Origin of the sequence: Streptomyces musisoli, from assembly GCF_016741855.1 — a bacterium.
GTDB lineage: Bacteria > Actinomycetota > Actinomycetes > Streptomycetales > Streptomycetaceae > Streptomyces > Streptomyces musisoli.
In genome coordinates this window covers 169,719-191,822 of sequence record NZ_JAERRH010000014.1, presented here as the reverse complement: position 1 = coordinate 191,822, position 22,104 = coordinate 169,719, and the positions used below count along the sequence as shown (strand labels likewise).

18 protein-coding genes are annotated in these 22,104 nt (G+C 73.0%); 13 read left to right on the top strand and 5 right to left on the bottom strand.

Features of this window, described 5'->3' with window-relative positions; all coding sequences use genetic code 11:
* Nucleotides 1-97: 97 nt before the first annotated feature.
* The 8 genes from JK361_RS29845 (at nt 98) to JK361_RS41510 (ending at nt 8,611) form a co-directional block, all read left to right on the top strand.
* Nucleotides 98-2,869 (top strand): DNA translocase FtsK, encoded by a 2,772-nt coding sequence (locus tag JK361_RS29845; protein WP_201823972.1) that lies wholly within the window; start codon nt 98-100, stop codon nt 2,867-2,869.
* Between the two features lie 277 nt (nt 2,870-3,146).
* Nucleotides 3,147-3,986, top strand: coding sequence for a helix-turn-helix domain-containing protein (locus JK361_RS29840; protein ID WP_201823971.1), 840 nt, complete (start codon nt 3,147-3,149; stop codon nt 3,984-3,986).
* A gap of 95 nt (nt 3,987-4,081) precedes the next feature.
* Nucleotides 4,082-5,554 carry a 30S ribosomal protein S12 methylthiotransferase RimO gene (gene rimO, locus JK361_RS29835; protein ID WP_201823969.1) on the top strand — a complete coding sequence of 491 codons (1,473 nt, stop codon included), beginning with the start codon at nt 4,082-4,084 and terminating at the stop codon, nt 5,552-5,554.
* Complete coding sequence (gene pgsA, locus JK361_RS29830; RefSeq protein ID WP_201823962.1) at nt 5,551-6,306, top strand: CDP-diacylglycerol--glycerol-3-phosphate 3-phosphatidyltransferase; 756 nt, start codon at nt 5,551-5,553, stop codon at nt 6,304-6,306. The genes rimO and pgsA overlap by 4 nt, the downstream gene beginning before the upstream one ends.
* Nucleotides 6,303-6,848 (top strand): CinA family protein, encoded by a 546-nt coding sequence (locus JK361_RS29825; RefSeq protein ID WP_201823961.1) that lies wholly within the window; start codon nt 6,303-6,305, stop codon nt 6,846-6,848. Before pgsA ends, JK361_RS29825 begins: the two co-directional genes overlap by 4 nt.
* A gap of 109 nt (nt 6,849-6,957) precedes the next feature.
* On the top strand, nt 6,958-7,332 hold the full coding sequence (locus JK361_RS29820) for a helix-turn-helix domain-containing protein (protein ID WP_030178264.1): 375 nt from the start codon (nt 6,958-6,960) through the stop codon (nt 7,330-7,332).
* 191 nt (nt 7,333-7,523) lie between these two features.
* A complete protein-coding gene (locus JK361_RS29815; RefSeq protein ID WP_201823959.1) occupies nt 7,524-7,994 on the top strand; it encodes a Dps family protein in 471 nt (156 codons plus the stop codon).
* Between the two features lie 338 nt (nt 7,995-8,332).
* On the top strand, nt 8,333-8,611 hold the full coding sequence (locus tag JK361_RS41510; RefSeq protein ID WP_236053798.1) for a hypothetical protein: 279 nt from the start codon (nt 8,333-8,335) through the stop codon (nt 8,609-8,611).
* Here JK361_RS41510 and JK361_RS29810 read toward each other — a convergent pair.
* The 3 genes from JK361_RS29810 to JK361_RS29800 form a co-directional block, all read right to left on the bottom strand.
* The gene (locus JK361_RS29810) at nt 8,559-9,323 is read right to left on the bottom strand and encodes an SDR family NAD(P)-dependent oxidoreductase (RefSeq protein WP_201823957.1); all 765 of its coding nucleotides are present in this window, start codon (nt 9,321-9,323) and stop codon (nt 8,559-8,561) included. The genes JK361_RS41510 and JK361_RS29810 overlap by 53 nt on opposite strands.
* A gap of 288 nt (nt 9,324-9,611) precedes the next feature.
* Nucleotides 9,612-10,454, bottom strand: a complete 843-nt coding sequence (locus JK361_RS29805; protein ID WP_201823955.1) for an Fpg/Nei family DNA glycosylase — start codon at nt 10,452-10,454, stop codon at nt 9,612-9,614.
* A gap of 326 nt (nt 10,455-10,780) precedes the next feature.
* Nucleotides 10,781-15,793 (bottom strand): ATP-dependent helicase, encoded by a 5,013-nt coding sequence (locus JK361_RS29800; protein WP_201823952.1) that lies wholly within the window; start codon nt 15,791-15,793, stop codon nt 10,781-10,783.
* Nucleotides 15,794-16,241: 448 nt separating this feature from the next.
* On the opposite strand from JK361_RS29800, the gene JK361_RS29795 reads away from it, so the two are divergent.
* From JK361_RS29795 to JK361_RS29785, 3 genes are read left to right on the top strand one after another with little or no spacing between them, the layout of a single operon-like run.
* Complete coding sequence (locus tag JK361_RS29795; protein ID WP_201823950.1) at nt 16,242-17,099, top strand: helix-turn-helix transcriptional regulator; 858 nt, start codon at nt 16,242-16,244, stop codon at nt 17,097-17,099.
* A 23-nt stretch (nt 17,100-17,122) separates the two neighbouring features.
* Nucleotides 17,123-17,878: an AzlC family ABC transporter permease gene (locus JK361_RS29790; protein WP_201823948.1), complete on the top strand. Its 756-nt coding sequence runs from the start codon at nt 17,123-17,125 to the stop codon at nt 17,876-17,878.
* On the top strand, nt 17,875-18,183 hold the full coding sequence (locus tag JK361_RS29785; protein WP_201823946.1) for an AzlD domain-containing protein: 309 nt from the start codon (nt 17,875-17,877) through the stop codon (nt 18,181-18,183). Before JK361_RS29790 ends, JK361_RS29785 begins: the two co-directional genes overlap by 4 nt.
* Nucleotides 18,184-18,258: 75 nt before the next feature.
* Here JK361_RS29785 and JK361_RS29780 read toward each other — a convergent pair whose 3' ends face one another.
* Entirely contained in the window at nt 18,259-19,203 is a 945-nt protein-coding gene (locus tag JK361_RS29780) for a hypothetical protein (RefSeq protein WP_201823937.1), read from the bottom strand.
* Between the two features lie 80 nt (nt 19,204-19,283).
* Here JK361_RS29780 and JK361_RS29775 point away from each other — a divergent pair, with 80 nt between their 5' ends.
* Together JK361_RS29775 and JK361_RS29770 are read left to right on the top strand one after the other, a co-directional pair.
* Nucleotides 19,284-19,478, top strand: a complete 195-nt coding sequence (locus tag JK361_RS29775) for a DUF3046 domain-containing protein (protein ID WP_201823935.1) — start codon at nt 19,284-19,286, stop codon at nt 19,476-19,478.
* A gap of 138 nt (nt 19,479-19,616) precedes the next feature.
* Nucleotides 19,617-20,867, top strand: a complete 1,251-nt coding sequence (locus JK361_RS29770) for an AI-2E family transporter (RefSeq protein ID WP_201823994.1) — start codon at nt 19,617-19,619, stop codon at nt 20,865-20,867.
* Nucleotides 20,868-20,892: 25 nt separating this feature from the next.
* Here the strand turns inward: JK361_RS29770 and JK361_RS29765 are convergent, their stop codons facing one another.
* Nucleotides 20,893-21,639 carry a hypothetical protein gene (locus JK361_RS29765; RefSeq protein ID WP_201823933.1) on the bottom strand — a complete coding sequence of 249 codons (747 nt, stop codon included), beginning with the start codon at nt 21,637-21,639 and terminating at the stop codon, nt 20,893-20,895.
* Nucleotides 21,640-22,104: the final 465 nt, after the last annotated feature.

Below are 22,104 nucleotides of genomic sequence, written 5' to 3'. Positions count from 1 at the left end.
AGCGTTCGTCAGTTCCGGTCCGCGGCAAGCACGACACGAACGGGTGAAGCAGTGGGCACGCGTGTCCACTGTCGTCTCCCCCGGTAACCTCACACCCATGGCCTCACGTCCCTCCGCAGCCAAGAAGCAGCCCGCGAAGAAGGCGGCGGCTCCCGCGAAGGCTCCGGCGAAGAAGGCCGCCGCGAAGAAGGCCCCGGCCAAGAAGGCGCCCGCCAAGAAAGCCGCGGCCAGGAAGGCCGCGCCTCCGAGGCCGGCGCCCAGCCCCACCGGGGGCGTGTACCGGCTCGTGCGCGCCGTGTGGCTCGGTCTCGCGCACGCCGTCGGAGCCGTCTTCCGCGGCATAGGGCAGGGCGCGAAGAACCTCGACCCGGCCCACCGCAAGGACGGCGTCGCGCTGCTGCTGTTCGGCATCGCGCTGATCGTCGCCGCGGGCACCTGGGCGGACCTCCGGGGGCCCGTGGGCGACCTGGTGGAGATCCTGGTCACCGGCGCCTTCGGCCGGCTCGACCTGCTGGTGCCGATACTGCTGGCGGTGATCGGCGTGCGGTTCGTCCGGCACCCGGAGAAGCCGGAGGCCAACGGGCGGATCGTGATCGGCCTGTCCGCGCTCGTCGTCGGCGTGCTCGGCCAGGTCCACGTGGCCTGCGGCGCGCCCGCGCGCAGCGACGGCATGCAGGGCATAAGGGACGCCGGCGGTCTCATCGGCTGGGCGGCGGCCACCCCGCTGACGTACACCATGACCGAAGTCCTCGCGGTACCCCTGCTGGTACTGCTGACGGTCTTCGGGCTGCTCGTGGTCACCGCCACCCCGGTCAACGCCATCCCGCAGCGGTTGCGCAAGCTCGGCGTCCACCTGGGCGTGCTGCACGACCACGAGGCGGACGAGTTCGCCGACGACGCGGACTACGACGAGCAGTGGCGCGAGGCGAGGCCCGCGCGCCCGCGCAGGCGCCCCGGCGCCCCTCAGGCGTACGACCCTGACAGCGCGGAGGAGGAGGCCCTCTCGCAGCGTCGCGGGCGCCCCAGGCGCTCCGCGGTGCCCCAGCCGGATCCACAGCGCCACATGGACGCCGTGGACGTCGCGGCGGCCGCCGCGGCCGCGCTCGACGGCGCCGTCATGCACGGCATGCCACCGTCCCCGCTCGTCGCCGACCTCACGCAGGGAGTCGGCGTGGGCGAGCGCGAGGACACCACCCCCGTGCCCTCGCCGGCCCCCGAGCGCTCACCGGCCCCCGAGCGCTCACCCGCCCCCGAGCGCTCGCCGGTCCCGGCACCGGCGGCCCGCCCCAAGGAGGAGAGGCTTCCGGCCGGGTCCGTCCCGGACCTGACCAAGAAGGCGCCCGACGAGCCCCGCGACCTGCCCGCGCGCGCGGAGCAGCTCCAGCTGTCCGGCGACATCACCTACGCGCTGCCCTCCCTGGACCTGCTCCGGCGCGGCGGCCCCGGCAAGGCGCGCAGCGCCGCCAACGACGCGGTCGTCGCCTCCCTCACCCAGGTCTTCACCGAGTTCAAGGTCGACGCGGCCGTCACCGGCTTCACCCGCGGCCCGACGGTCACCCGCTACGAGGTCGAGCTGGGCCCCGCCGTGAAGGTGGAGCGGATCACCGCGCTGACCAAGAACATCGCCTATGCCGTCGCCAGCCCGGACGTGCGGATCATCAGCCCCATCCCCGGCAAGTCCGCGGTGGGCATCGAGATCCCCAACACGGACCGGGAGATGGTCAACCTCGGCGACGTGCTGCGCCTCGCGGAGTCCGCCGAGGACGACGACCCGATGCTGGTCGCCTTCGGCAAGGACGTCGAGGGCGGGTACGTCATGCACTCGCTGGCGAAGATGCCGCACATGCTGGTCGCCGGCGCCACCGGCTCCGGCAAGTCGTCCTGCATCAACTGCCTGATCACCTCGGTCATGATGCGGGCGACCCCGGAGGACGTGCGGATGATCCTCGTCGACCCCAAGCGCGTCGAGCTGACCGCCTACGAGGGCATCCCGCACCTGATCACGCCGATCATCACCAACCCCAAGCGGGCCGCCGAGGCGCTCCAGTGGGTGGTCCGCGAGATGGACCTCAGGTATGACGACCTGGCCGCCTACGGGTACCGGCACATCGACGACTTCAACCGCGCGGTGCGCGAGGGCAAGGTCACGGCGCCCGAGGGCAGCGAGCGGGAGCTCCAGCCGTACCCGTACCTGCTGGTGATCGTGGACGAGCTGGCCGACCTGATGATGGTCGCCCCGCGTGACGTCGAGGACGCGATCGTGCGTATCACGCAGCTCGCGCGCGCGGCCGGCATCCACCTGGTGCTCGCCACCCAGCGCCCCTCGGTCGACGTGGTCACCGGTCTGATCAAGGCCAACGTGCCCTCCCGGCTCGCCTTCGCCACCTCCTCGCTGGCCGACTCCCGGGTCATCCTCGACCAGCCCGGTGCCGAGAAGCTGATCGGCAAGGGTGACGGCCTCTTCCTGCCGATGGGCGCGAACAAGCCGACCCGTATGCAAGGCGCGTTCGTGACCGAGGAAGAGGTCGCGGTCGTCGTCCAGCACTGCAAGGACCAGATGGCGCCCGTCTTCCGGGACGACGTCACCGTGGGCACCAAGCAGAAGAAGGAGATCGACGAGGACATCGGCGACGACCTCGACCTGCTGTGCCAGGCGGCCGAGCTGGTCGTCTCCACCCAGTTCGGGTCGACGTCCATGCTCCAGCGCAAGCTGCGCGTCGGCTTCGCGAAGGCCGGGCGGCTCATGGACCTGATGGAGTCCCGCAACATCGTCGGACCGAGCGAGGGCTCCAAGGCACGTGACGTTCTTGTGAAGCCCGATGAGCTGGACGGCGTGCTCGCGGTGATTCGTGGGGAGTCTGAGGGGTGACGCACACTGCCGTCCGGCGGAGCCGTTACGCCGGGTGGCCGCACCGTCGTGACACACCTGTTAGAGAGCGTCGGGCAACCGTTTCCCTTTGTCGTACGTCCAGTTGAGCGAAAGGACAGGTAAGGGTCCCACCCTGGGGTACCTGCTTGTCCGACCATCGGCATGTCAGGCCATATAGATGGCGTAGAAAGTCATACCGTCCGGTTGCCCCACCCTTTCGTCACCCCCCTAGACTGAGCTTCCAGCACAGGTGGCTACACGCTCGAAAGGCGCCCCCGTGTCCATCGGTAACTCCCCTGAAGACGAGCGTCCGTTCCGAGACGAGTCCCAGGAAGCCCGACCCTCCGTCGGTCGCGTCCTCCAGCAGGCGCGGATCGCGGCCGGGCTCACCGTGGACGACGTCAGCAGTGCCACTCGTGTCCGTATCGCCATCGTGCACGCCATCGAGGCGGACGACTTCGCCCCCTGCGGCGGCGACGTGTACGCCCGCGGGCACATCCGCACGCTGGCCAGGGCCGTCCACCTCGACCCCGAGCCGCTGATCGCCCAGTACGACACCGAGCACGGCGGCCGCCCCGCGCCCACGCCCGCCGCACCCCTGTTCGAGGCGGAGCGGATCCGGCCCGAGCGGCGTGGCCCGAACTGGACTGCCGCGATGGTGGCCGCGATCGTCGTCGTGATCGGATTCGTCGGATTCACCGCGTTCAAGGGCGGCGGCTCCGGCGACTCGAAGTCGCAGGTCGCCGAGGGCACCACGCCCACCGTCGGCAAGTCCGCCTCGCCAACGACGAAGAAGCAGAAGCCGGCGCAGCCGACCGGCGAGCCCTCCGACAGCGCCATCGCCGCCGCGCCCCAGGACAAGGTGACCGTCCAGGTCAGCGCGCCCAACGGACGCAGCTGGATCTCGGCCAAGGACCACAACGGCCGGATGCTCTTCGACGGCCTGCTGAAGAAGGGCCAGTCCAAGACCTTCCAGGACAACTCCAAGATCAACCTGATCCTCGGCGACGCGGGCGCGATCGAGCTGTACGTCAACGGCAAGAAGATCGAGGACACCTTCCGGCCCGGCGCGGTGGAGCGCCTCACCTACACCAAGGGTGACCCCGTGGCCGGCTGACGGATCACACCCGGCACCCGGATGTGACGGAGTCGGCCAAGATCGGCCAACCCCGTCGACGTGGGCTGTCAGTGAGACAAAGTAGTCTTGAGCCCATGCCTGAACGCCGTACCGTCGCACTCGTCACTCTCGGCTGCGCCCGTAACGAGGTGGATTCCGAGGAGCTCGCAGGCCGTTTGGAGGCGGACGGCTGGCAGCTCGTCGAGGACGCCGCGGACGCCGACGTCGCCGTGGTCAACACCTGTGGCTTCGTGGAAGCCGCGAAGAAGGACTCCGTCGACGCCCTCCTGGAGGCCAACGACCTCAAGGACCATGGCAGAACCCAGGCCGTCGTGGCGGTGGGCTGCATGGCCGAGCGGTACGGCAAGGAGCTGGCCGAGGCGCTGCCCGAGGCCGACGGCGTGCTCGGCTTCGACGACTACGCGGACATCTCCGACCGCCTGCAGACCATTCTGTCCGGCGGCATCCACGCCGCCCACACCCCCCGCGACCGCCGCAAGCTGCTCCCGATCAGCCCGGCCGAACGGCAGGAGACGGCCGCCACGGTCGCGCTGCCCGGTCACGGCCCTGCCGACCTTCCGGAGGGCGTCGCGCCCGCCTCCGGCCCGCGCGCGCCCCTGCGCCGCCGGCTGGACGGCTCCGCGGTCGCCTCGGTCAAGCTGGCCTCCGGCTGCGACCGGCGCTGCTCCTTCTGCGCCATCCCCTCCTTCCGCGGCTCCTTCATCTCCCGCCGCCCCAGCGACGTCCTCAACGAGACCCGCTGGCTGGCCGAGCAGGGCGTGAAGGAGATCATGCTCGTCTCCGAGAACAACACCTCCTACGGCAAGGACCTGGGCGACATCCGCCTGCTGGAGTCCCTGCTGCCGGAGCTGGCCGAGGTCGACGGCGTCGAGCGGGTGCGGGTGAGCTACCTCCAGCCGGCCGAGATGCGCCCCGGACTCATCGACGTACTGACCTCGACCCCCAAGGTCGCCCCGTACTTCGACCTGTCCTTCCAGCACTCCGCGCCCGGCGTGCTGCGCGCCATGCGCCGCTTCGGCGACACCGACCGGTTCCTGGAGCTGCTCGACACCATCCGCGGCAAGGCCCCCGAGGCCGGCGTCCGCTCCAACTTCATCGTCGGCTTCCCCGGCGAGACCGAATCCGACCTGGCCGAACTGGAGCGCTTCCTGAACGGCGCCCGGCTCGACGCCATCGGTGTCTTCGGCTACTCCGACGAGGAGGGCACGGAAGCCGCGACGTACGACGACAAGCTGGACGAGGACGTCGTCGCCGAGCGGCTGGCCCACATCTCCCGGCTGGCCGAGGAGCTCGTCTCGCAGCGCGCCGAGGAGCGCGTGGGCGAGACGGTGCGGGTCCTGGTGGAGTCCGTGGACGAGGAGGAGGGCGTCTACGGCCGAGCGGCACACCAGGCGCCGGAGACCGACGGCCAGGTGCTGCTCACGAGCGGCGTGGGCCTGAGCGTCGGACGTATGGTCGAGGCGAAGGTGGTCGCCACCGAAGGTGTCGACCTGGTGGCCGAGCCGCTGACCGGCTCGCTCGCGTGTAGTGAGGAGGCGGGCAGATGACCGGAGTCCCGGCATCCGCCGCGGGCGGCCCCTCCGGCGCGCAGGGCGCCCGGGGTTCCGCCGCCGCTGCCGACGGCGTCCGGACCGAGGTCTCCGGTTCTGCTTCAGGCCCCGAGGACGGCAGGGCACCACGCGGCGGCAAGATCGCGGCCGCGGCCGTCAACCAGGCCAGCGTCTGGAACGTCGCCAATCTGCTGACGATGCTCCGGCTGCTCCTGGTGCCCGGCTTCGTCGTGCTGATGCTGGCGGACGGTGGTTACGACCCGGCCTGGCGCTCGCTGGCCTGGGCCGCCTTCGCCGTCGCCATGATCACCGACCTGTTCGACGGGCACCTGGCGCGCACCTACAACCTGGTCACCGACTTCGGGAAGATCGCCGACCCCATCGCCGACAAGGCGATCATGGGGGCGGCGCTCATCTGTCTGTCGGCCCTGGGCGATCTGCCCTGGTGGGTGACGGCAGTGATCCTCGGCCGGGAACTCGGCATCACCCTGCTGCGTTTCCTGGTCATCCGCTACGGCGTGATCCCCGCCAGCCGGGGCGGCAAGCTGAAGACGCTCACCCAGGGCGTGGCCGTCGGGATGTACGTCCTGGCGCTGACGGGATGGCTGGCCACCCTGAGGTTCTGGGTGATGGCCGCGGCGGTCGTCCTCACGGTCGTGACGGGCCTCGACTACGTAAGACAAGCCATTGTGCTGCGCCGGCGGGGAATCGCCGAGCGCGCTGCGGCGTTGGAGGAGAAGGAAGCGTGAGTTCCGCGGCCACCGAACTGGTGCGACTACTGACCGTGAGGGGCGAGACTCTCGCCGTCGCCGAGTCGCTCACCGGTGGCCTGGTGGCGGCGGAGATCACCGGGGTACCCGGCGCGTCCCGGGTGTTCCGGGGCTCGGTCACCGCCTACGCCACAGAACTCAAGCACGAGCTGCTGGGCGTCGACGCCACCCTGCTGGATCAGCGGGGAGCGGTGGATCCGCAGGTCGCGGGCCAGATGGCGGCCGGCGTCCGCAAGGCCCTCGGGGCCGACTGGGGCATCGCGACCACCGGGGTCGCCGGCCCCGATCCGCAGGACGGCAAGCCCGTCGGCACGGTCTTCGTGGCCGTGGACGGCCCGCTCACCGCCCGGGCGGGTTCTGCCGGTGGCGGAAAAGTCGAGGCTCTGCGGTTGAACGGCAGCCGTGCGGAAATTCGTATGGAGAGTGTACGGAGCGTACTCGCAGTGCTCCTGGAGCAGCTTGCGGGCGAACAGACCGGGAACGAGCGGGCACAGGATACGGAACGGAACGGGGGGTTTTGATGTTTGCAGCCCTGAGTGAACACGACATCGCTCCCCGCACGGCCGCGGCGCGAGGCGGTACGGTGGGGCGAGAAGGATGCGGCTACGCGGTCCGAGGAGGGAGCCACCGATGATTCTGCTCCGTCGCCTGCTGGGTGACGTGCTGCGTCGGCAGCGCCAACGCCAGGGCCGTACTCTGCGCGAAGTCTCCTCGTCCGCCCGAGTCTCACTCGGCTATCTCTCCGAGGTGGAGCGGGGGCAAAAGGAGGCTTCCTCCGAGCTGCTCTCCGCCATCTGCGACGCGCTGGACGTACGGATGTCGGAACTCATGCGTGAGGTGAGCGACGAGCTGGCGCTCGCCGAACTGGCCCAGTCCGCCGCGGCCACCGAGCCCGTGCCCACGCCGGTCCGGCCGATGCTGGGTTCCGTGTCGGTGACCGGTGTGCCACCGGAACGGGTGACCATCAAGGCGCCCGCGGAGGCGGTGGACGTGGTCGCCGCGTGAGGTTCGCGCGCGCGGCCTGACGACCGAAGACGTGCGAAGCCCCGGCCGGCTTCCCAGGGAGACCTGGGGGACCGGGCCGGGGCTTTCGTCTTGCCGATGGTGCCTTCTCTCCGCTGACCCCCCGTTTGCCGGGGTTGTGCGGGGCGGTCATCGTGGGAGGGACGTGAGGCGCCGAAGCACCGGAGGAGCGGATGTACATCGTGAAGAGCTCGTTGGCCGACGCGGATCTGAAGACCGTGTCCGAGGCGCTCCAGGGCGCCCTCGTCGACCTGGTGGACCTCTCCCTGGTCGCCAAGCAGATCCACTGGAACGTCGTCGGCCCCCGCTTCCGCTCCATCCACCTCCAGCTCGACGAGGTCGTCGCCTCCGCCCGCACCCACTCGGACACGGTGGCCGAGCGGGCCTCGGCACTGGGTGTACCGCCCGACGGGCGCGCCGCCACGGTGACCTCCGGCAGCGGCATCAAGACCACACCGGCGGGGTGGATCAAGGACACGGACGCGGTCTCGGCGATGGTGGACGCGCTCGGCTCGGTGATCACCCGGATGCGGGAGCGGGTGGACGCGACCGCGGAGCCGGACCCCGTGTCCCAGGACATCTTCATCCAGGTCACCGCGGATCTGGAGAAGCACCACTGGATGTTCCAGGCGGAGAACGCGTAGCGAGCGTGGCGGGCGGCCGAGGAGAACCGCTGTTTCCGGCGGCGAGTGGTCCGGCGTTGCATCGGTGAGCCCGTGGTGCGCCTCCCGCGCGGGACAGGCGACGGTCTAGGGTCTTTCGTTTGGATCAGGCCGGATCAGGGAGCGCGGTCTGGTGCCGTGCAGCGCAAGGCGGAGGAGGGCGGGGCGCCATGGCGGAGCCATGGCAACCGACGACAACGCGGCGGTGGGGGCACCTCCCGCTCGAGCGAAGCCGAGAGTGGGGGAATTGGGCCAGACCGCGCGAGCCCGGCATGATCCAAACGAAAGACCCTGGCGTCCGGCTGGAGGTGGTGGCGGGCATGGTGGGGCGGATAGTGCGCCGGGGGGCCGCGGTCGGTCTCGGGGCGGTGTGGTGGTGGGCCGTGCTGCGGCTCGCCGCCGGACAGGGGACGGGCGTGCTGGAGGGGGCCGTCGCGGCCGGTGGCTGGGGGCTGAGTCTGCTGCCGGTGCACTGTGTGCCGAAGGCGAGCGCGACCGGCGCCGTTCCGACGGGACGCTGGGCGGTCGCCTGGCGGGCCGGAGGCGTCACCAGGGCATCGTCACACCCCCGTTCGGGCGAAGTATCTGGCCCGTCGTGAACCCCGACGCGTCCGACGCCAGATACAGCACCGCGTGCGCGACGTCGTCCGGTTCGCCGACCCGGCCCAGCGGTGTCCGCCGGGCCATCGCGGCCTCGGTGTGCGCCTGTGCCTCGCGGTCGTGGCGGTCGGTCATGGGGGTGCGGACCCAGCCCGGCGCGATCGCGTTGACCCGGATGCCTTGTGGGCCGACCTCGGTGGCCAGCGTCTTGGTCAGCTGCACGACGGCCGCCTTGGCCGCGCCGTAGCAGAGCAGTCCGGCACCGCCGGTGTCGATCGCGCCGGAGGCCATGGTGACGATGCTGCCGCGGGTTCCGTGCGCGAGCATCAGCCGGGCCGCCTCCTGGCAGGCGTACAGCACGCCCCTGAAGTTGACGTCCAGCACCCGGTCGAGATCCTCGTCCCGGGTCTCCAGGACCGTGCTGCTGTGCATGATCCCGGCGATGGCGGCCAGCACGTCCAGCCGCTCGCAGGAGCGGACCGCCTCGTTCAGCGCGGGCCGGTCGGTGACGTCGAGGACGTGGACGCGGGCCGTGCCGCCGCGGTCCTTGATCAGCACGGCCGTGCCGTCCAGGCCGTCCGCGTCCCGGTCGGCGCAGTGCACCGCGGCGCCCGCCTCGGCGAGCAGCACGGCGGAGGCCCGGCCGATACCGCCGGCGGCTCCGGTGACGAAGGCGGTGCGTCCGGTGAGGTCGTACGCGGCGAGAGCCATGCAGGGACGGTACGAGCATTTCTGACGGGTCGTCAATTAGTCGGCAGGGATCGGGGTCACTCTTCCGGGGCCGACTGACGGGGTGGCCTCGGGCCTCGCGCGGCTTGCCGGGGCGGGGCGGCGGCCGGTCCGTGGTGCCGGGTGTGAGCCGGTGCGTGGTGCTGGGTGGTCGGCCGGTCCGAGGTGCAGGGTGCTCGCCGGTCCGTGGTGCCGGGTCGGCTGGTCCGTGGTGCAGGGGGGCGGCTGGTCCGTGGTGCTGGGTGGTCGGCCGGTCCTGGTGCCCGGTGGTCAGCCGGTGCGGCGGTAGCGGTCGCGCCAGCGTTGGGGTGTGCCGGCCGCGGGAGCCGGACCCGTCTGGCAGGTGGGGCACCAGTAGGTGGGGCGTTCCTGGGAGCCGTCGCCCTGGTCGGCCACCCGGACGGGAGTGTGGCAGCGCAGGCAGGGGCGGGACGCGCGGCCGTAGACGAACAGGTCGTGCCGGTGCAGACCCGTGGTCTGCCGGACCGGGCGGTCGCGGTTCGCCTCCAGCAGCCGCTTGGCCAGGCCGGGCAGCTTCTCGGCGCGGTCCGCCGGGAGCGCGCCGGCCGGCAGCCAGGGGGTCACGCCGAGCAGGAAGCACAGCTCGCTCTTGTAGACGTTGCCGATGCCGGCCAGATTGCGCTGGTCCAGCAGGGCCTCGCCGAGCTGGCGGGCGGGGTCGGCGAGAACGTTGGCCAGAGCACGCCCGGGGTCCCAGTCCGGGCCGAGCAGGTCGGGGCCCAGATGGCCGACGACCTGCTCCTCCTCGGTGCTGCGCAGCAGCTCCAGGACCTGGAGACGGTAGCCGACGGCCGTGCGGTCGACGGTGCCGAGGATCGCCCGGATCTGGTGCGCCGGTCCGCCCCGCCACCGCTCGCCCGTGCCGTACACCTTCCACGCGCCCTCCATGCGCAGATGGGTGTGCAGGGTCAGGCCGCCCTCGAAGCGGGTCAGCAGGTGCTTGCCGCGCGGGATCGTGCCGAGCACCTTGCGGCCGGTCAGGTCGACCGTCGCGTACTTGGGCACGCGGAAATCGCTGCGGGTCAGCGTCTTGCCCGTGAGAGCTTCGTGCAGCCGCCGCGCCGCCTGCCAGACCGTGTCACCTTCGGGCATGCGTCAAGCGTGCCACGGCAGGGTCCGGCGGACGCGGGGCGAGGGTGGTCGTGCCGGGTGGGCGGGACGGTGACCCTACCGGGGGAGGGGGCGGACGGGACGGTGGTCGTGTCAGGTGACGGGGACGGCGACCGTGCCGGGCGGAGCAGGACGGTGGTCGTGCCGGTGAGCCGGACGGAGGTCCTGCCGGGCGGGCTGGGCGGGGGTCCTGCCGGGCCGGCCGGGCGGGGTCCGTGACCGGCGGCGCGCGGCGATGCCTGTGCCCGGGCCGGGGGCGGAGCGGCGGCCGTGGACGGAGCGGGGCGGCGGAGTGGTGCCGGTGCCGGTCATGCTCTCAGGCGCAGGCCGCGCGGGGTCGCCACGAACCCTGCCGCCTCCAGGAGGGTGCCTGTCGGGGAGGTCAGGGCCTGGGCGCCGTTGATCCGCTCGACCGTGACCGTACCGAGCGAGCCCGCGCGGGCCGCCGCGGCCAGCGCCTCGGCGGCCGTACGCAGGCGGGGGTCGTCCGTCGCGGCGGTGTCCTCGGCGGTGGGCCAGGCCAGCAGCGTCTTGCCGCCCCGCTCCACGTAGAGCGTCAGCTCGCCCTCCACCAGGACGACCAGCGAACCCGCCTTGCGGCCCGGCTTGTGCCCGGCGCCGGTCGGTGGCTCCGGCCAGGGCAGCGCGGAGCCGTAGGCGTTCGCGGGGTCGGCCGCGGCCAGGACCACGGCACGGGGGTCGGGCGCGGGGGGACCACCCGCCCGACCGTAGCCGCGGTGCGGGGCCGCGCCGTAGGCGGACTGGCCGTGGGGAGGACCCGATCCGTATGGGGTACCGCCGCCGCGTGGGCCGCCGTAGCCCGGGGCGGCGAACGGGTCGGCGAGATCGCGCGGCGAGAACCGGCCGGCGTCCGCGCCGGGGTGGTCCTCCGGCGGCCAGGTGAAGTCGCCCTCCAGGCCGGGGTGGGCGAAGCCACCGTCGGCTCCGTCGAACGTGTGGCCGTGCGGGGTGCCGTCGGTGCCGTCGAAGGGGTTCGGGAAGCCCTGGCCGGCGAAGCCGTCGGTCATGGCCGGGGCGCCGAAGCCGTTCTGTGGCACCGGCGCGGGCAGACCCTGGGCCCGCTCACGGGCGTTCGCCACCGCGCGGAGCCGGTCCACCGCGCCGTCCATCGCGAACTGGGCCGCGCCCAGCCCCTCGACCACGTAACCACGCCTGGCCTGACCGCTCTCCTCGAACACCGACAGCACGCGGTACACCGCCGAGAAGCCGCCCTCGACGCCCTCCGCGGCGACCGCACCCCGGGTGACCACGCCGTGCCGGTCCAGCAGCGTGCGGGCCAGCGCGTGCGCGCGCACGGTCGCGTCCGGCTCGGCCACGGGCAGCAGGGACCAGCGGCCGGCCACGGTCGGCGGGCCGGTGCGGGAGGCGGTGCGCGCGGCAGCGGTCAGGGAGCCGTACCGTCCGCGCGGGACGGCACGCTTGGCGCGGTGCGCGGTCGACCCCGCCGTACGGCCGGAACCCAGCAGGGAGCGCATGGGGGCCAGGGTGTCGTTGGTGAGCCGTCCCGACCAGGCCAGGTCCCACAGCGCGTCGGCCAGTTGGGGGTCGGTGACGTCGGGGTGCGTGGTGGCGCGGATCTGGTCGGCGATCTGCCGGAAGAACAGGCCGTAGCCGCCGGAGAGGGCATCGAGGACGGACTGGTGGAGCGCGGTCAGCTCCAGCGGATGCGGTGCCGGCAGCAGCAGCGGGGCCGCGTCCGCCAGATAGAGGGAGACCCAGCCGTCCTTGCCGGGCAGGGCGCCCGCGCCGGCCCACACCACCTCGCCCGCGGCGGTCAGTTCGTCGAGCATCGAGGGCGTGTAGTTCGCCACGCGGGAGGGCAGGACCAGCTTCTCCAGCGCGGAGGCGGGCACGGAGGCACCCTGCAACTGCTCGACGGCGCGCACCAGTCCGTCTACGCCGCGCAGTCCGTGGCCCTTGCCGATGTGCTGCCACTGCGGCAGGAACTGGGCGAGCGCGGCCGGCGGCACGGGCTCCAGCTCATGGCGCAGGGCCGCCAGGGAGCGGCGGCGCAGGCGGCGCAGTACGGCCGCGTCGCACCACTCCTGGCCGATGCCGGCCGGGTGGAACTCGCCCTGGACGACCCGGCCGTTGGCCGCGAGCCGCTGCAGGGCCCCCTCGGTGACCGCGACCCCCAGACCGAACCGGGCCGCCGCGGCGGCTGAGGTGAACGGGCCGTGGGTCCGGGCGTAGCGCGCGAGGAGGTCGCCCAGCGGGTCCTTGACCGGTTCGGTGAACGCCTCGGGGACACCGACCGGCAGCGCCGTGCCGAGCGCGTCGCGCAGCCGGCCCGCGTCCTCGACGGCCGCCCAGTGGTCGGCGCCCGCGATCCGGACCTTGATCGCCCGGCGGGCCCCGGCCAGCTCCGGCGCCCACTGCGGGTCCGCGCCGCGCGCGGCCAGCTCGGCGTCGGTCAGCGGGCCGAGCAGCCGGAGCACATCGGCGACGCCCTCGACGTCCTTGACCCGGCGGTCCTCGGTGAGCCACTGCAGCTCGCGCTCCAGCTCGGTCAGCACCTCCGCGTCGAGCAGTTCGCGCAGCTCCGCCTGGCCCAGCAGTTCGGCCAGCAGCCGGGAGTCCAGGGAGAGCGCGGCCGCGCGGCGTTCTGCCAGCGGGGAGTCGCCCTCGTACAGGAACTGGGCGACGTACCCGAAGAGCAGGGAGCGGGCGAACGGGGACGGCTCCGGCGTGGTGACCTCGACCAGGCGCACCTTGCGGGACTCGATGTCGCCCATCAGCTCGACCAGTCCGGGCACGTCGAAGACGTCCTGGAGGCATTCGCGGACCGCTTCCAGGACGATCGGGAACGAGCCGAACTCGCTCGCCACCTGGAGCAGCTGGGCCGCCCGCTGGCGCTGCTGCCACAGCGGGGTGCGCTTTCCGGGGTTGCGGCGCGGCAGCAGCAGCGCGCGGGCGGCGCACTCCCGGAACCGGGAGGCGAACAGCGCCGAGCCGCCGACCTGGTCGGTGACGATCTGGTCGACCTCGCCCTTGTCGAACAGGACGTCCCCGGCACCCACCGGCGCCTGCTCGCCGTCGTACTCGGCGCCCGCCTTCACCGGCTCCTGGTCGAGCAGGTCCAGGCCCATCAGATCGGCGTCCGGCAGGCGCAGCACGATGCCGTCGTCGGCATGCATGACCTGCGCGTCCATGCCGTACCGCTCGGACAGACGGGCGCCGAGGGCGAGGGCCCAGGGGGCGTGGACCTGGGCGCCGAAGGGGGAGTGGACGACGACCCGCCAGTCACCCAGCTCGTCCCGGAACCGCTCCACGACGATCGTGCGGTCGTCCGGGACGTGGCCGCAGGCCTCACGCTGCTCGCTGAGGTACGACAGCACGTTGTCCGCCGCCCATGCGTCCAGGCCGGCCGTGAGCAGTCGCAGCCGGGCGTCGTCCTTGGACAGCGAGCCGACCTCGCGCAGGAACGCGCCCACCGCGCGGCCCAGCTCCAGCGGACGGCCCAGCTGGTCGCCCTTCCAGAAGGGCAGCCGGCCCGGCACGCCCGGCGCGGGCGAGACCAGGACGCGGTCGCGCGTGATGTCCTCGATCCGCCAGGAGCTCGTGCCCAGCGTGAAGACGTCGCCCACCCGCGACTCGTAGACCATCTCCTCGTCCAGTTCGCCGACCCGGCCGCCGCCCTTCTTGGGGTCGGAACCGGCGAGGAAGACGCCGAACAGGCCGCGGTCCGGGATCGTGCCGCCGGAGGTGACGGCGAGGCGCTGGGCGCCCGGGCGGCCGGTGATCTCGCCGGTGACGCGGTCCCACACCACGCGCGGACGCAGCTCCGCGAACGCGTCCGAGGGATAGCGGCCCGCGAGCATGTCGAGCGTCGCCGTGAACGCCGACTCGGGCAGCGAGGCGAACGGGGCCGCGCGGCGGACCGCGGCCAGCAGGTCGTCGAACTGCCAGGTGTCCAGCGCCGTCATGGCGACCAGCTGCTGCGCGAGCACGTCCAGCGGGTTCGCGGGGACCCGCAACGACTCGATCGAACCCGAGCGCATCCGCTCCGTGACCACGGCCGCCTGGACGAGGTCGCCCCGGTACTTCGGGAAGACGACGCCGGTGGAGACGGCACCCACCTGGTGTCCCGCGCGGCCCACGCGCTGGAGCCCGGAGGCGACCGAGGGCGGGGACTCGACCTGCACGACGAGGTCCACCGCGCCCATGTCGATGCCCAGTTCGAGGCTGGACGTGGCGACCACCGCGGGCAGCCGGCCGGCCTTCAGGTCCTCCTCGACCAGGGCACGCTGCTCCTTGGAGACCGAGCCGTGGTGCGCGCGGGCGATCACCGGTGGCGCGCCCTGGGCCGCACCCGAGCCGCCCATCAGCTGGGCGGGGGAGTGGTGCTCGTCCAGGGTCTCCCCGGTCGCCCGTTCGTAGGCGATCTCGTTGAGCCGGTTGCACAGGCGTTCCGCCAGCCGGCGCGAGTTGGCGAAGACGATCGTGGACCGGTGGGCCTGGACCAGGTCGGCGATCCGCTCCTCCACGTGCGGCCAGATGGAGGGCCGCTCCGCGCCCTCGGCGGCTTCGGTGGCCGGGGAGCCGCCCAGCTCACCCATGTCCTCGACCGGGACGACCACGGAGAGGTCGAACTCCTTGCCGGACTCCGGCTGGACGATCTCCACCTTGCGGCGCGGCGACAGATACCGGGCGATCTCGTCCACCGGACGCACGGTCGCCGACAGGCCGATCCGGCGGGCCGGCTTCGGCAGCAGTTCGTCCAGCCGCTCAAGGGAGAGCGCCAGGTGCGCGCCGCGCTTGGTGCCCGCGACCGCGTGCACCTCGTCCAGGATCACCGTCTCCACGCCCGTGAGCGCGTCGCGGGTGGCCGACGTCAGCATCAGGAACAGCGACTCGGGGGTGGTGATCAGGATGTCCGGCGGGCGCGTGGACAGGGCGCGGCGCTCGGCGGCCGGGGTGTCGCCGGACCGGATGCCGACCCTGACCTCGGGCTCGGGCAGGCCCGCACGCACGGATTCCTGGCGGATGCCGGTCAGGGGGCTGCGCAGGTTGCGTTCCACGTCGACGGCCAGGGCCTTCAGCGGCGACACGTACAGCACCCGGCAGCGCTTCTTCGGGTCGGCCGGGGGCGGGGCCGAGGCCAGCTGGTCCAGCGCGGCGAGGAACGCGGCCAGGGTCTTGCCCGAGCCGGTGGGGGCGACCACCAGCACGTCCGAGCCCGCCTGAATGGCCTGCCACGCGCCCGCCTGGGCCGCGGTGGGCGCGGAGAAGGCCCCCGTGAACCAGCCGCGGGTCGCGGGGGAGAAGCCGTCGAGGGCCCGGTGGGCGGAGCTGACCATGCGTCCATCCTGCACCCACCCACTGACAATCACCCTGACCTGGGCAAATGGGACGCTGTGCGGGTCTTCGGGCCCGGGGCCCGGGGCCTGCTCCGCTCGGTGGCCGGCTGGCCGGCTGGCCGGCTGGCTGGCTGCGGGTCGGGGGATCGGGTGAGGCGTGCCGGGCGGCGGCGCGGGGCGTGCCGGGCGGGCTGGGGCCGGGTACGCGGAGCCGGGCCGGAGTGGTGTTGTGCCGGGCGGGGGCGACGTGGTGCCGTTCCGGGTGGGGGCGGCGTGGTGTCAGCCGGGCGGGACCGGGGCCGGGTGTGCCGGACGGGGTCGGCATGGTGCCGGGCGGGGCCGGCGAAGAGGCGTGCCCGGTGGGCCGAGACGGGGGCGGGCTCGGCGTGGGCCCGGGGTTCCGGGTGGCCGGAGCCGTGTGGCGGCCGGCCGGGCGGACAATGGCGGTATGGCGGGATCAGGGGAACGGGCACGGCACTGGCGGTACGCGGAGCTGCCCGGGGTGGACCTGCTGCGAGCCCGCTACATCCGCAAGACCTTCGTCCGGCACACCCACGAGCACTTCGTCATCGCGGCCATCGCCGACGGCGTCGAGGTCTTCCACCACCACGGCTCCGACGTCTCCGGGGGCGCGGGAGCGCTCGCCCTGGTCAACCCGGACACCCCGCACACCGGCCGGGCCGGGGTGCCCGAGGGCTGGCGGTACGGCGCGCTCTACCCGTCGCCCGACGTGGTCGCCGCGATCGCCGCCGAGACCACCACCCTCCGCGGCAGCCCGGGCTTCGTCAGCCCCGTCCTCGACGATTCCTACACCGTCCGTCTGGTCCACCAGGTGCTGCGCGCGGCCGACGAGGGCAACCCGCTGGCCGCCGACACGCTCCTGCGGGTCGCCGTGACCAGGCTGCTGCGGTTGAACGGCGGACCGCTGCCCGAGCGGCGGACCCGGACGGCCGGTGCGCGGATCGCGGCACGCGCGCGTGCGGTGCTGGAAGACCGGATGGCCGGGCCGCCGACCCTGGAGCGGCTGGCCGAGGACCTCGGGACCAGCCCGTTCGCCCTGCTGCGGGCGTTCCGCGACGCCTACGGCCTGCCGCCGCACGCCTGGCTGACCGACGCCCGCGTGCGCCGCGCCCGGCTGCTGCTGGACGCGGGGACCACGCCCGCCGAGGCGGCCGTCGCCGTCGGCTTCACCGACCAGCCCCACCTCAACCGCCACTTCGCCCGGATCGTCGGAGTGCCTCCGGGCGCCTACCAGCGCGAGCGCACGAGCCCCGGCGAGCGCAAGAACGTACAAGACACGGGTTGACGGCCGCCCGTAGCGTCCGGGGCGTGGCACAGCACATAGCACTCACGGACCAGACAGCCGACGGGGCGGACAAGCCGGACGCGGCCGTCGTACGGGACGCCCTCGGGGTCGGCGTCGCCGTAGGCCTGTCCGGATTCGCCTTCGGCGTGACCTCGGCCGGCAGCGGACTCGGGCTGCTCCAGACCTGCGCGCTCAGCCTCCTGGTGTTCACCGGCGCCTCCCAGTTCGCCCTGGTCGGGGCGCTCGCCGCGGGGGGCAGCCCGTTCACGGCCGCGGCCGGTGCGTTCTTCCTGGGCGTACGCAACGCCTTCTACGGGCTGCGGCTGTCGCAGCTGCTCGCCCTCCCGCGCGCGGTGCGGCCGTTCGCCGCCCAGTGGGTGATCGACGAGACCACGGCGGTCACCCTGGCACAGCCGACCCGGCGGGCAGCGCGGATCGGCTTCACCGTCACCGGGCTCAGCCTGTACGTGCTGTGGAACCTCACCACGCTGCTCGGCGCCCTGGGGGCCGAGGCGATCGGTGACACGCGCGCGTGGGGACTGGACGCGGCGGGACCCGCCGTGTTCCTGGCCCTGCTCGCGCCGATGCTGAAGACGGCCACCGAGCGCGCGGTCGCGGGCCTCGCCGTCCTGCTGGGCCTCGGCCTGCTGCCCGTCCTGCCGGCCGGAGTACCGGTCCTGGTGGCGGCACTGGCGGCCCCGCTCGCGCTCCTCGCCGAGGGCCGGCGCCGGGGGCGTACGGGGCAGGACGCCACGGACGGCGTGGAGGGGGACCGGTGAACACCTGGATCGCGATCGGCGTGACAGTCCTCGGCTGCTACGCCGTCAAGCTCGCCGGCCTCCTGGTGCCGGCGCACACCGTGGAGCGGCCGTACGTGCGGCGACTCGCCGCCCTGCTGCCCGTCGCCCTGCTCGCCGCGCTCACGGCCCAGCAGACGTTCGCCGACGGGCACGCGCTGGTGCTGGACGCCCGGGCCGCCGGGCTCGGCGCCGCAGCCGTGGCACTGGTGCTGCGCGCGCCGTTCCTGCTGGTCGTCACGGCGGCCGTGGTGGTGACGGCGGGCGTACGGGCCGTCGGCGGCTGAGCGGGCCGGCCGGTCGGCGGACGAGGCCGGCACGGTCCGCGGACGGGGAGGGAACGGTCCGCGGACGGGGCCGGCTCAGCCCACGAAGCGGCCGTGGGCCCTCAGGGTGCGCAGCGCCTCGATCGTCACCAGGGCGCGCGCCTCCAGCGCGGGCGCCGGGGCCCACTGGCGCCACCGGACGGGCCAGCCGCCGTCCTCCCGCTGCTCGGCGGCCAGGTGATCCAGCGAGCGTGCCATCTCGTCGTCCGTGAACCACGCGCGCGCGAGCGAGTCAGGGCTCCTGGCGAAGTCGTGCGGGAAGTGGTGCTCGCCCGGGGCGTAGCCGGACGCGACCGGAAACGCGTCGAGCCGGTCTGGGTCCAGCACGGCGAGCCGCTGCTCCCGCACCAGGCGGCCCAGCCGGTCGGCGGCGGCCTGCGCGCGCGTGCGGTCGGGAGCGGAGTCCAGGAAGGTCACGGCGGCCTCCACCTCGTAGGGGTGGGACTTCTCCAGGTTCTCCACCGCGTGCCAGCAGTAGTCGGTGGCCCGGAACAGCCAGGCGTGCCAGACCTCGTTGCGGTGCAGCAGCCCGACCACCGGCCCGGTGGCCAGCAGATCGCTGGGCGGATCGTCGACGACCGGGACGAACGGCGCCGTCGGATACCCGCGCTGGCTGGGGTGGATCGCCGGCAGTGCCCCGTCGCAGGTGGAGACGGCGGTCAGATAGCGGCACACGCGCTCCACCCGCTGCCCACCGCACCGCCCGACCGCGTCCAGCACGCGCAGCGCGTGCGCGGTGTGCAGGGGCTGGCTGACCGGTCCGCGCAGATCGGGCTCCAGGGCGTGCCCGTACCCGCCGTCCTCGTTGCGGTAGGCGTCCAGTGCCGCTTCCACCGCCTCCGGGCTGCCGTGCAGGAAGTGGTACGCGAAGAGATGCTGCTCCAGCACGCGCGCGGTGAGCCACGCGAACTGTTCGGCGCGGAAGAGCGGGGAGCGCGCCGGGGGCGTGGAGGGGAGTGGGGAAGCTCCTAGTTCGGCCATGCGTCAGACCGTAGGGCGGAAAGCGGTCTCGGCAGGCCCTCCCGGGCAGGGCCCACCCCCAGGGGCGGGATACTGGGGTCATGCGGTTGACGGTCTTCTGGCAGCGGATGGCGGAACACTTCGGTCCGGGGTACGCCGACACCTTCGCGCGCGATCACGTCATGGCCGAGCTGGGCGGACGCACGGTGCACGAGGCGCTGGACGCCGGCTGGGATGCCAAGGACGTCTGGCGCGTGGTCTGCACGGTCATGAACGTGCCGGGTGAAAAGCGCTGACCGGGCCGCTGAAATGTCGGGTTTGCCGACGCGGAATGCCACAGTACGGTACTGATCTGTCACGAAGATCGCTGGTGGGCGCCGGTTGTCGGTGGCGTGGGCGAGACTGGGCGCGTGGCACCCACTGACGAGGACCCCCTGGCACCCACTGCCGAGGACGGCGAGCCGTCCACCCGGCAGACAGCACCGGCCGTTGCGAGCCCGCCCGGCCGGCCCCCGCTCTTCGACGCCGTGGCACCGGGCGGCCGGATGCCGCGGTGGCTGCCGCGCGCCATGGTGCTCGCGCTCGCGCTGATCGCCGCGTTCCAGCTGGGCAGCTGGGCCTTCCACCAGCTGACCGGACTGCTGATCAACATATTGATCGCGTTCTTCCTGGCCCTCGCGATAGAGCCCGCGGTGAGCCGGATGGCGGCGCGTGGCATGCGCAGAGGGCTCGCCACCTTCCTCGTCTTCTTCGGGCTGACCGTCGTCGCCGCCGGGTTCGTCACCCTGCTCGGGTCGATGCTGGCCGGCCAGATCATCAAGATGATCGAGGGTTTCCCGGACTACCTTGACTCGCTCATCAACTGGATCAATGCGAAGTTCCACACGGACCTCAGACGGGTGGACGTCCAGGAGGGGCTGCTGCACTCCGCGTGGCTGCGCAAGTACGTGCAGAACAGCGCGGCCGGTGTCCTCGATGTGTCCACCCAGGTGCTCGGCGGGCTCTTCCAGCTGCTGACGGTCGCCCTGTTCTCGTTCTACTTCGCCGCGGACGGCCCCCGGCTGCGCCGCGCCCTGTGCTCCGTCCTGCCGCCCGCGCGCCAGGCCGAGGTGCTGCGCGCCTGGGAGATCGCCGTCGACAAGACGGGCGGCTATCTGTACTCGCGCGGACTCATGGCGCTCATCTCCGGGATCGCGCACTACATCCTGCTCGAGGCCATGGGTGTGCCGTATGCGCCCGTGCTCGGCGTCTGGGTGGGTCTCGTCTCGCAGTTCATCCCCACCATCGGGACGTACCTCGCGGGCGCGCTGCCGATGCTGATCGCGTTCACCGTCAACCCCTGGTACGCGGTGTGGGTGCTGGTCTTCGTCGTGATCTACCAGCAGTTCGAGAACTACATGCTCCAGCCCAAGCTGACCGCCAAGACCGTCGACATCCACCCGGCGGTCGCCTTCGGCTCGGTCATCGCGGGCACCGCGCTGCTGGGCGCGGTCGGCGCGCTGATCGCCATCCCGGCGGTGGCCACGCTCCAGGCGTTCCTGGGGGCGTACGTGAAGCGGTACGCCGTCACGGACGACCCGCGGGTGCACGGGCACCGCCGCAGGGGCCCGAGCGGTCCCGGGATGCTCACGCGCGCACGGCGGCTGTGGGCCGGGTGCCGCCCCGGCGGGCAGGAGCCCTCGTAGGCGGCTCCCGCCGCACGGCGCCGCCTCAATACGTGAGTGCCGCCCACAGGCCGGCCACGGCGACGGCTGCCGCGTAACAGCCGGCCGCCGTGGCCACGATCCGCCGGCGCACACCCTCGCCCCAGGGCGTACGGGTCAGCAGCCGGGCGAGCAGGGGCAGGACGAGGACCGCGTGCAGGCTCACTCCGTGCAGCGGCTTGAGCGGGGCGGTCGAGTGGTAGGCGGCCTCCTGGTGTCCGGTCCGCGTCAGGACGACCCCGCGCGCGATCATCGCCGCACCCGAGGCCAGTGCCACCAGCAGGAGCGCGAAACCGGACCGCACGGCCAGCGGCATGCCGGCGGGGCCCGTCGGCCGGTGCCGGAAGGACGCGACGGCGAAGAGGGTCAGCAGGACGACCAGGACGCCGCCGCCCACCGCCAGTGTCATGGACACCCCCGTGTCGAAGGGCGTCTCCATGTTCAGGTGCGAGGGCGCCCGGCGCCATGCCTGGAGGGTGATGCCGCCCACTTCCACCACGCAGTCGGCGGCGAAGACGAGCAGCAGGGCCGCGCGCAGCCGGTCGCCGGTCCGCAGGTACGACGTGACCCAGGTGACCGCGATCAGTGTCACCCCGAACGAGAGCCCGAAGGTGACGGGCTTGCGCCAGGAGACGGGACCGTCCCAGGGGCCGCCGTCGACCGCGAACACCACCAGGTGGACGAGGCCGGACAGGATGAGGAGCAGGCCCGTGGTGTGGCAGACGCGGTCGACGGTGGCGCGCGGATTCTTCATGGGCCCAGGCTCGCGGGCCCGGCCCGCGCGGTCGTCGTCCCGCCGGAGACACCCGGGGTACACCGCCGGGAGCAGACCGGCCCGCCGCGGGTGACCCGGAAGCCCCCGAGAGGGGCGAAGCGGCCCGCCGCCAGGTGACCCGAGAAGCCCCTGAGAGGGGCGAAGGCGTCGGGAAGCTGCGGGTGGTGCGGGCCGGCAGCCGGTGCAGGGCGTGGCGGAGGGCCCGCGTCCGATCCCCGTCGTTCACCTCCGCCCACCCCGCGCGGAGCCCGGCCCCACCCCGCGCGAGGCCAGGCCCCGCACCGCGTGGTGCGCTTGACACCAAAATCGAACATCCATTCTCATGGAGGCTCAGGCGAGGCTTTCGGTTGAGGATTTCGCCCCGGTTCACGGGGATATGTCCCTCGGTTATCCACAGGCTGGGCCTGCGTCGGGGCGCATTGTCAGTGGCAGGCGTTAGCGTCT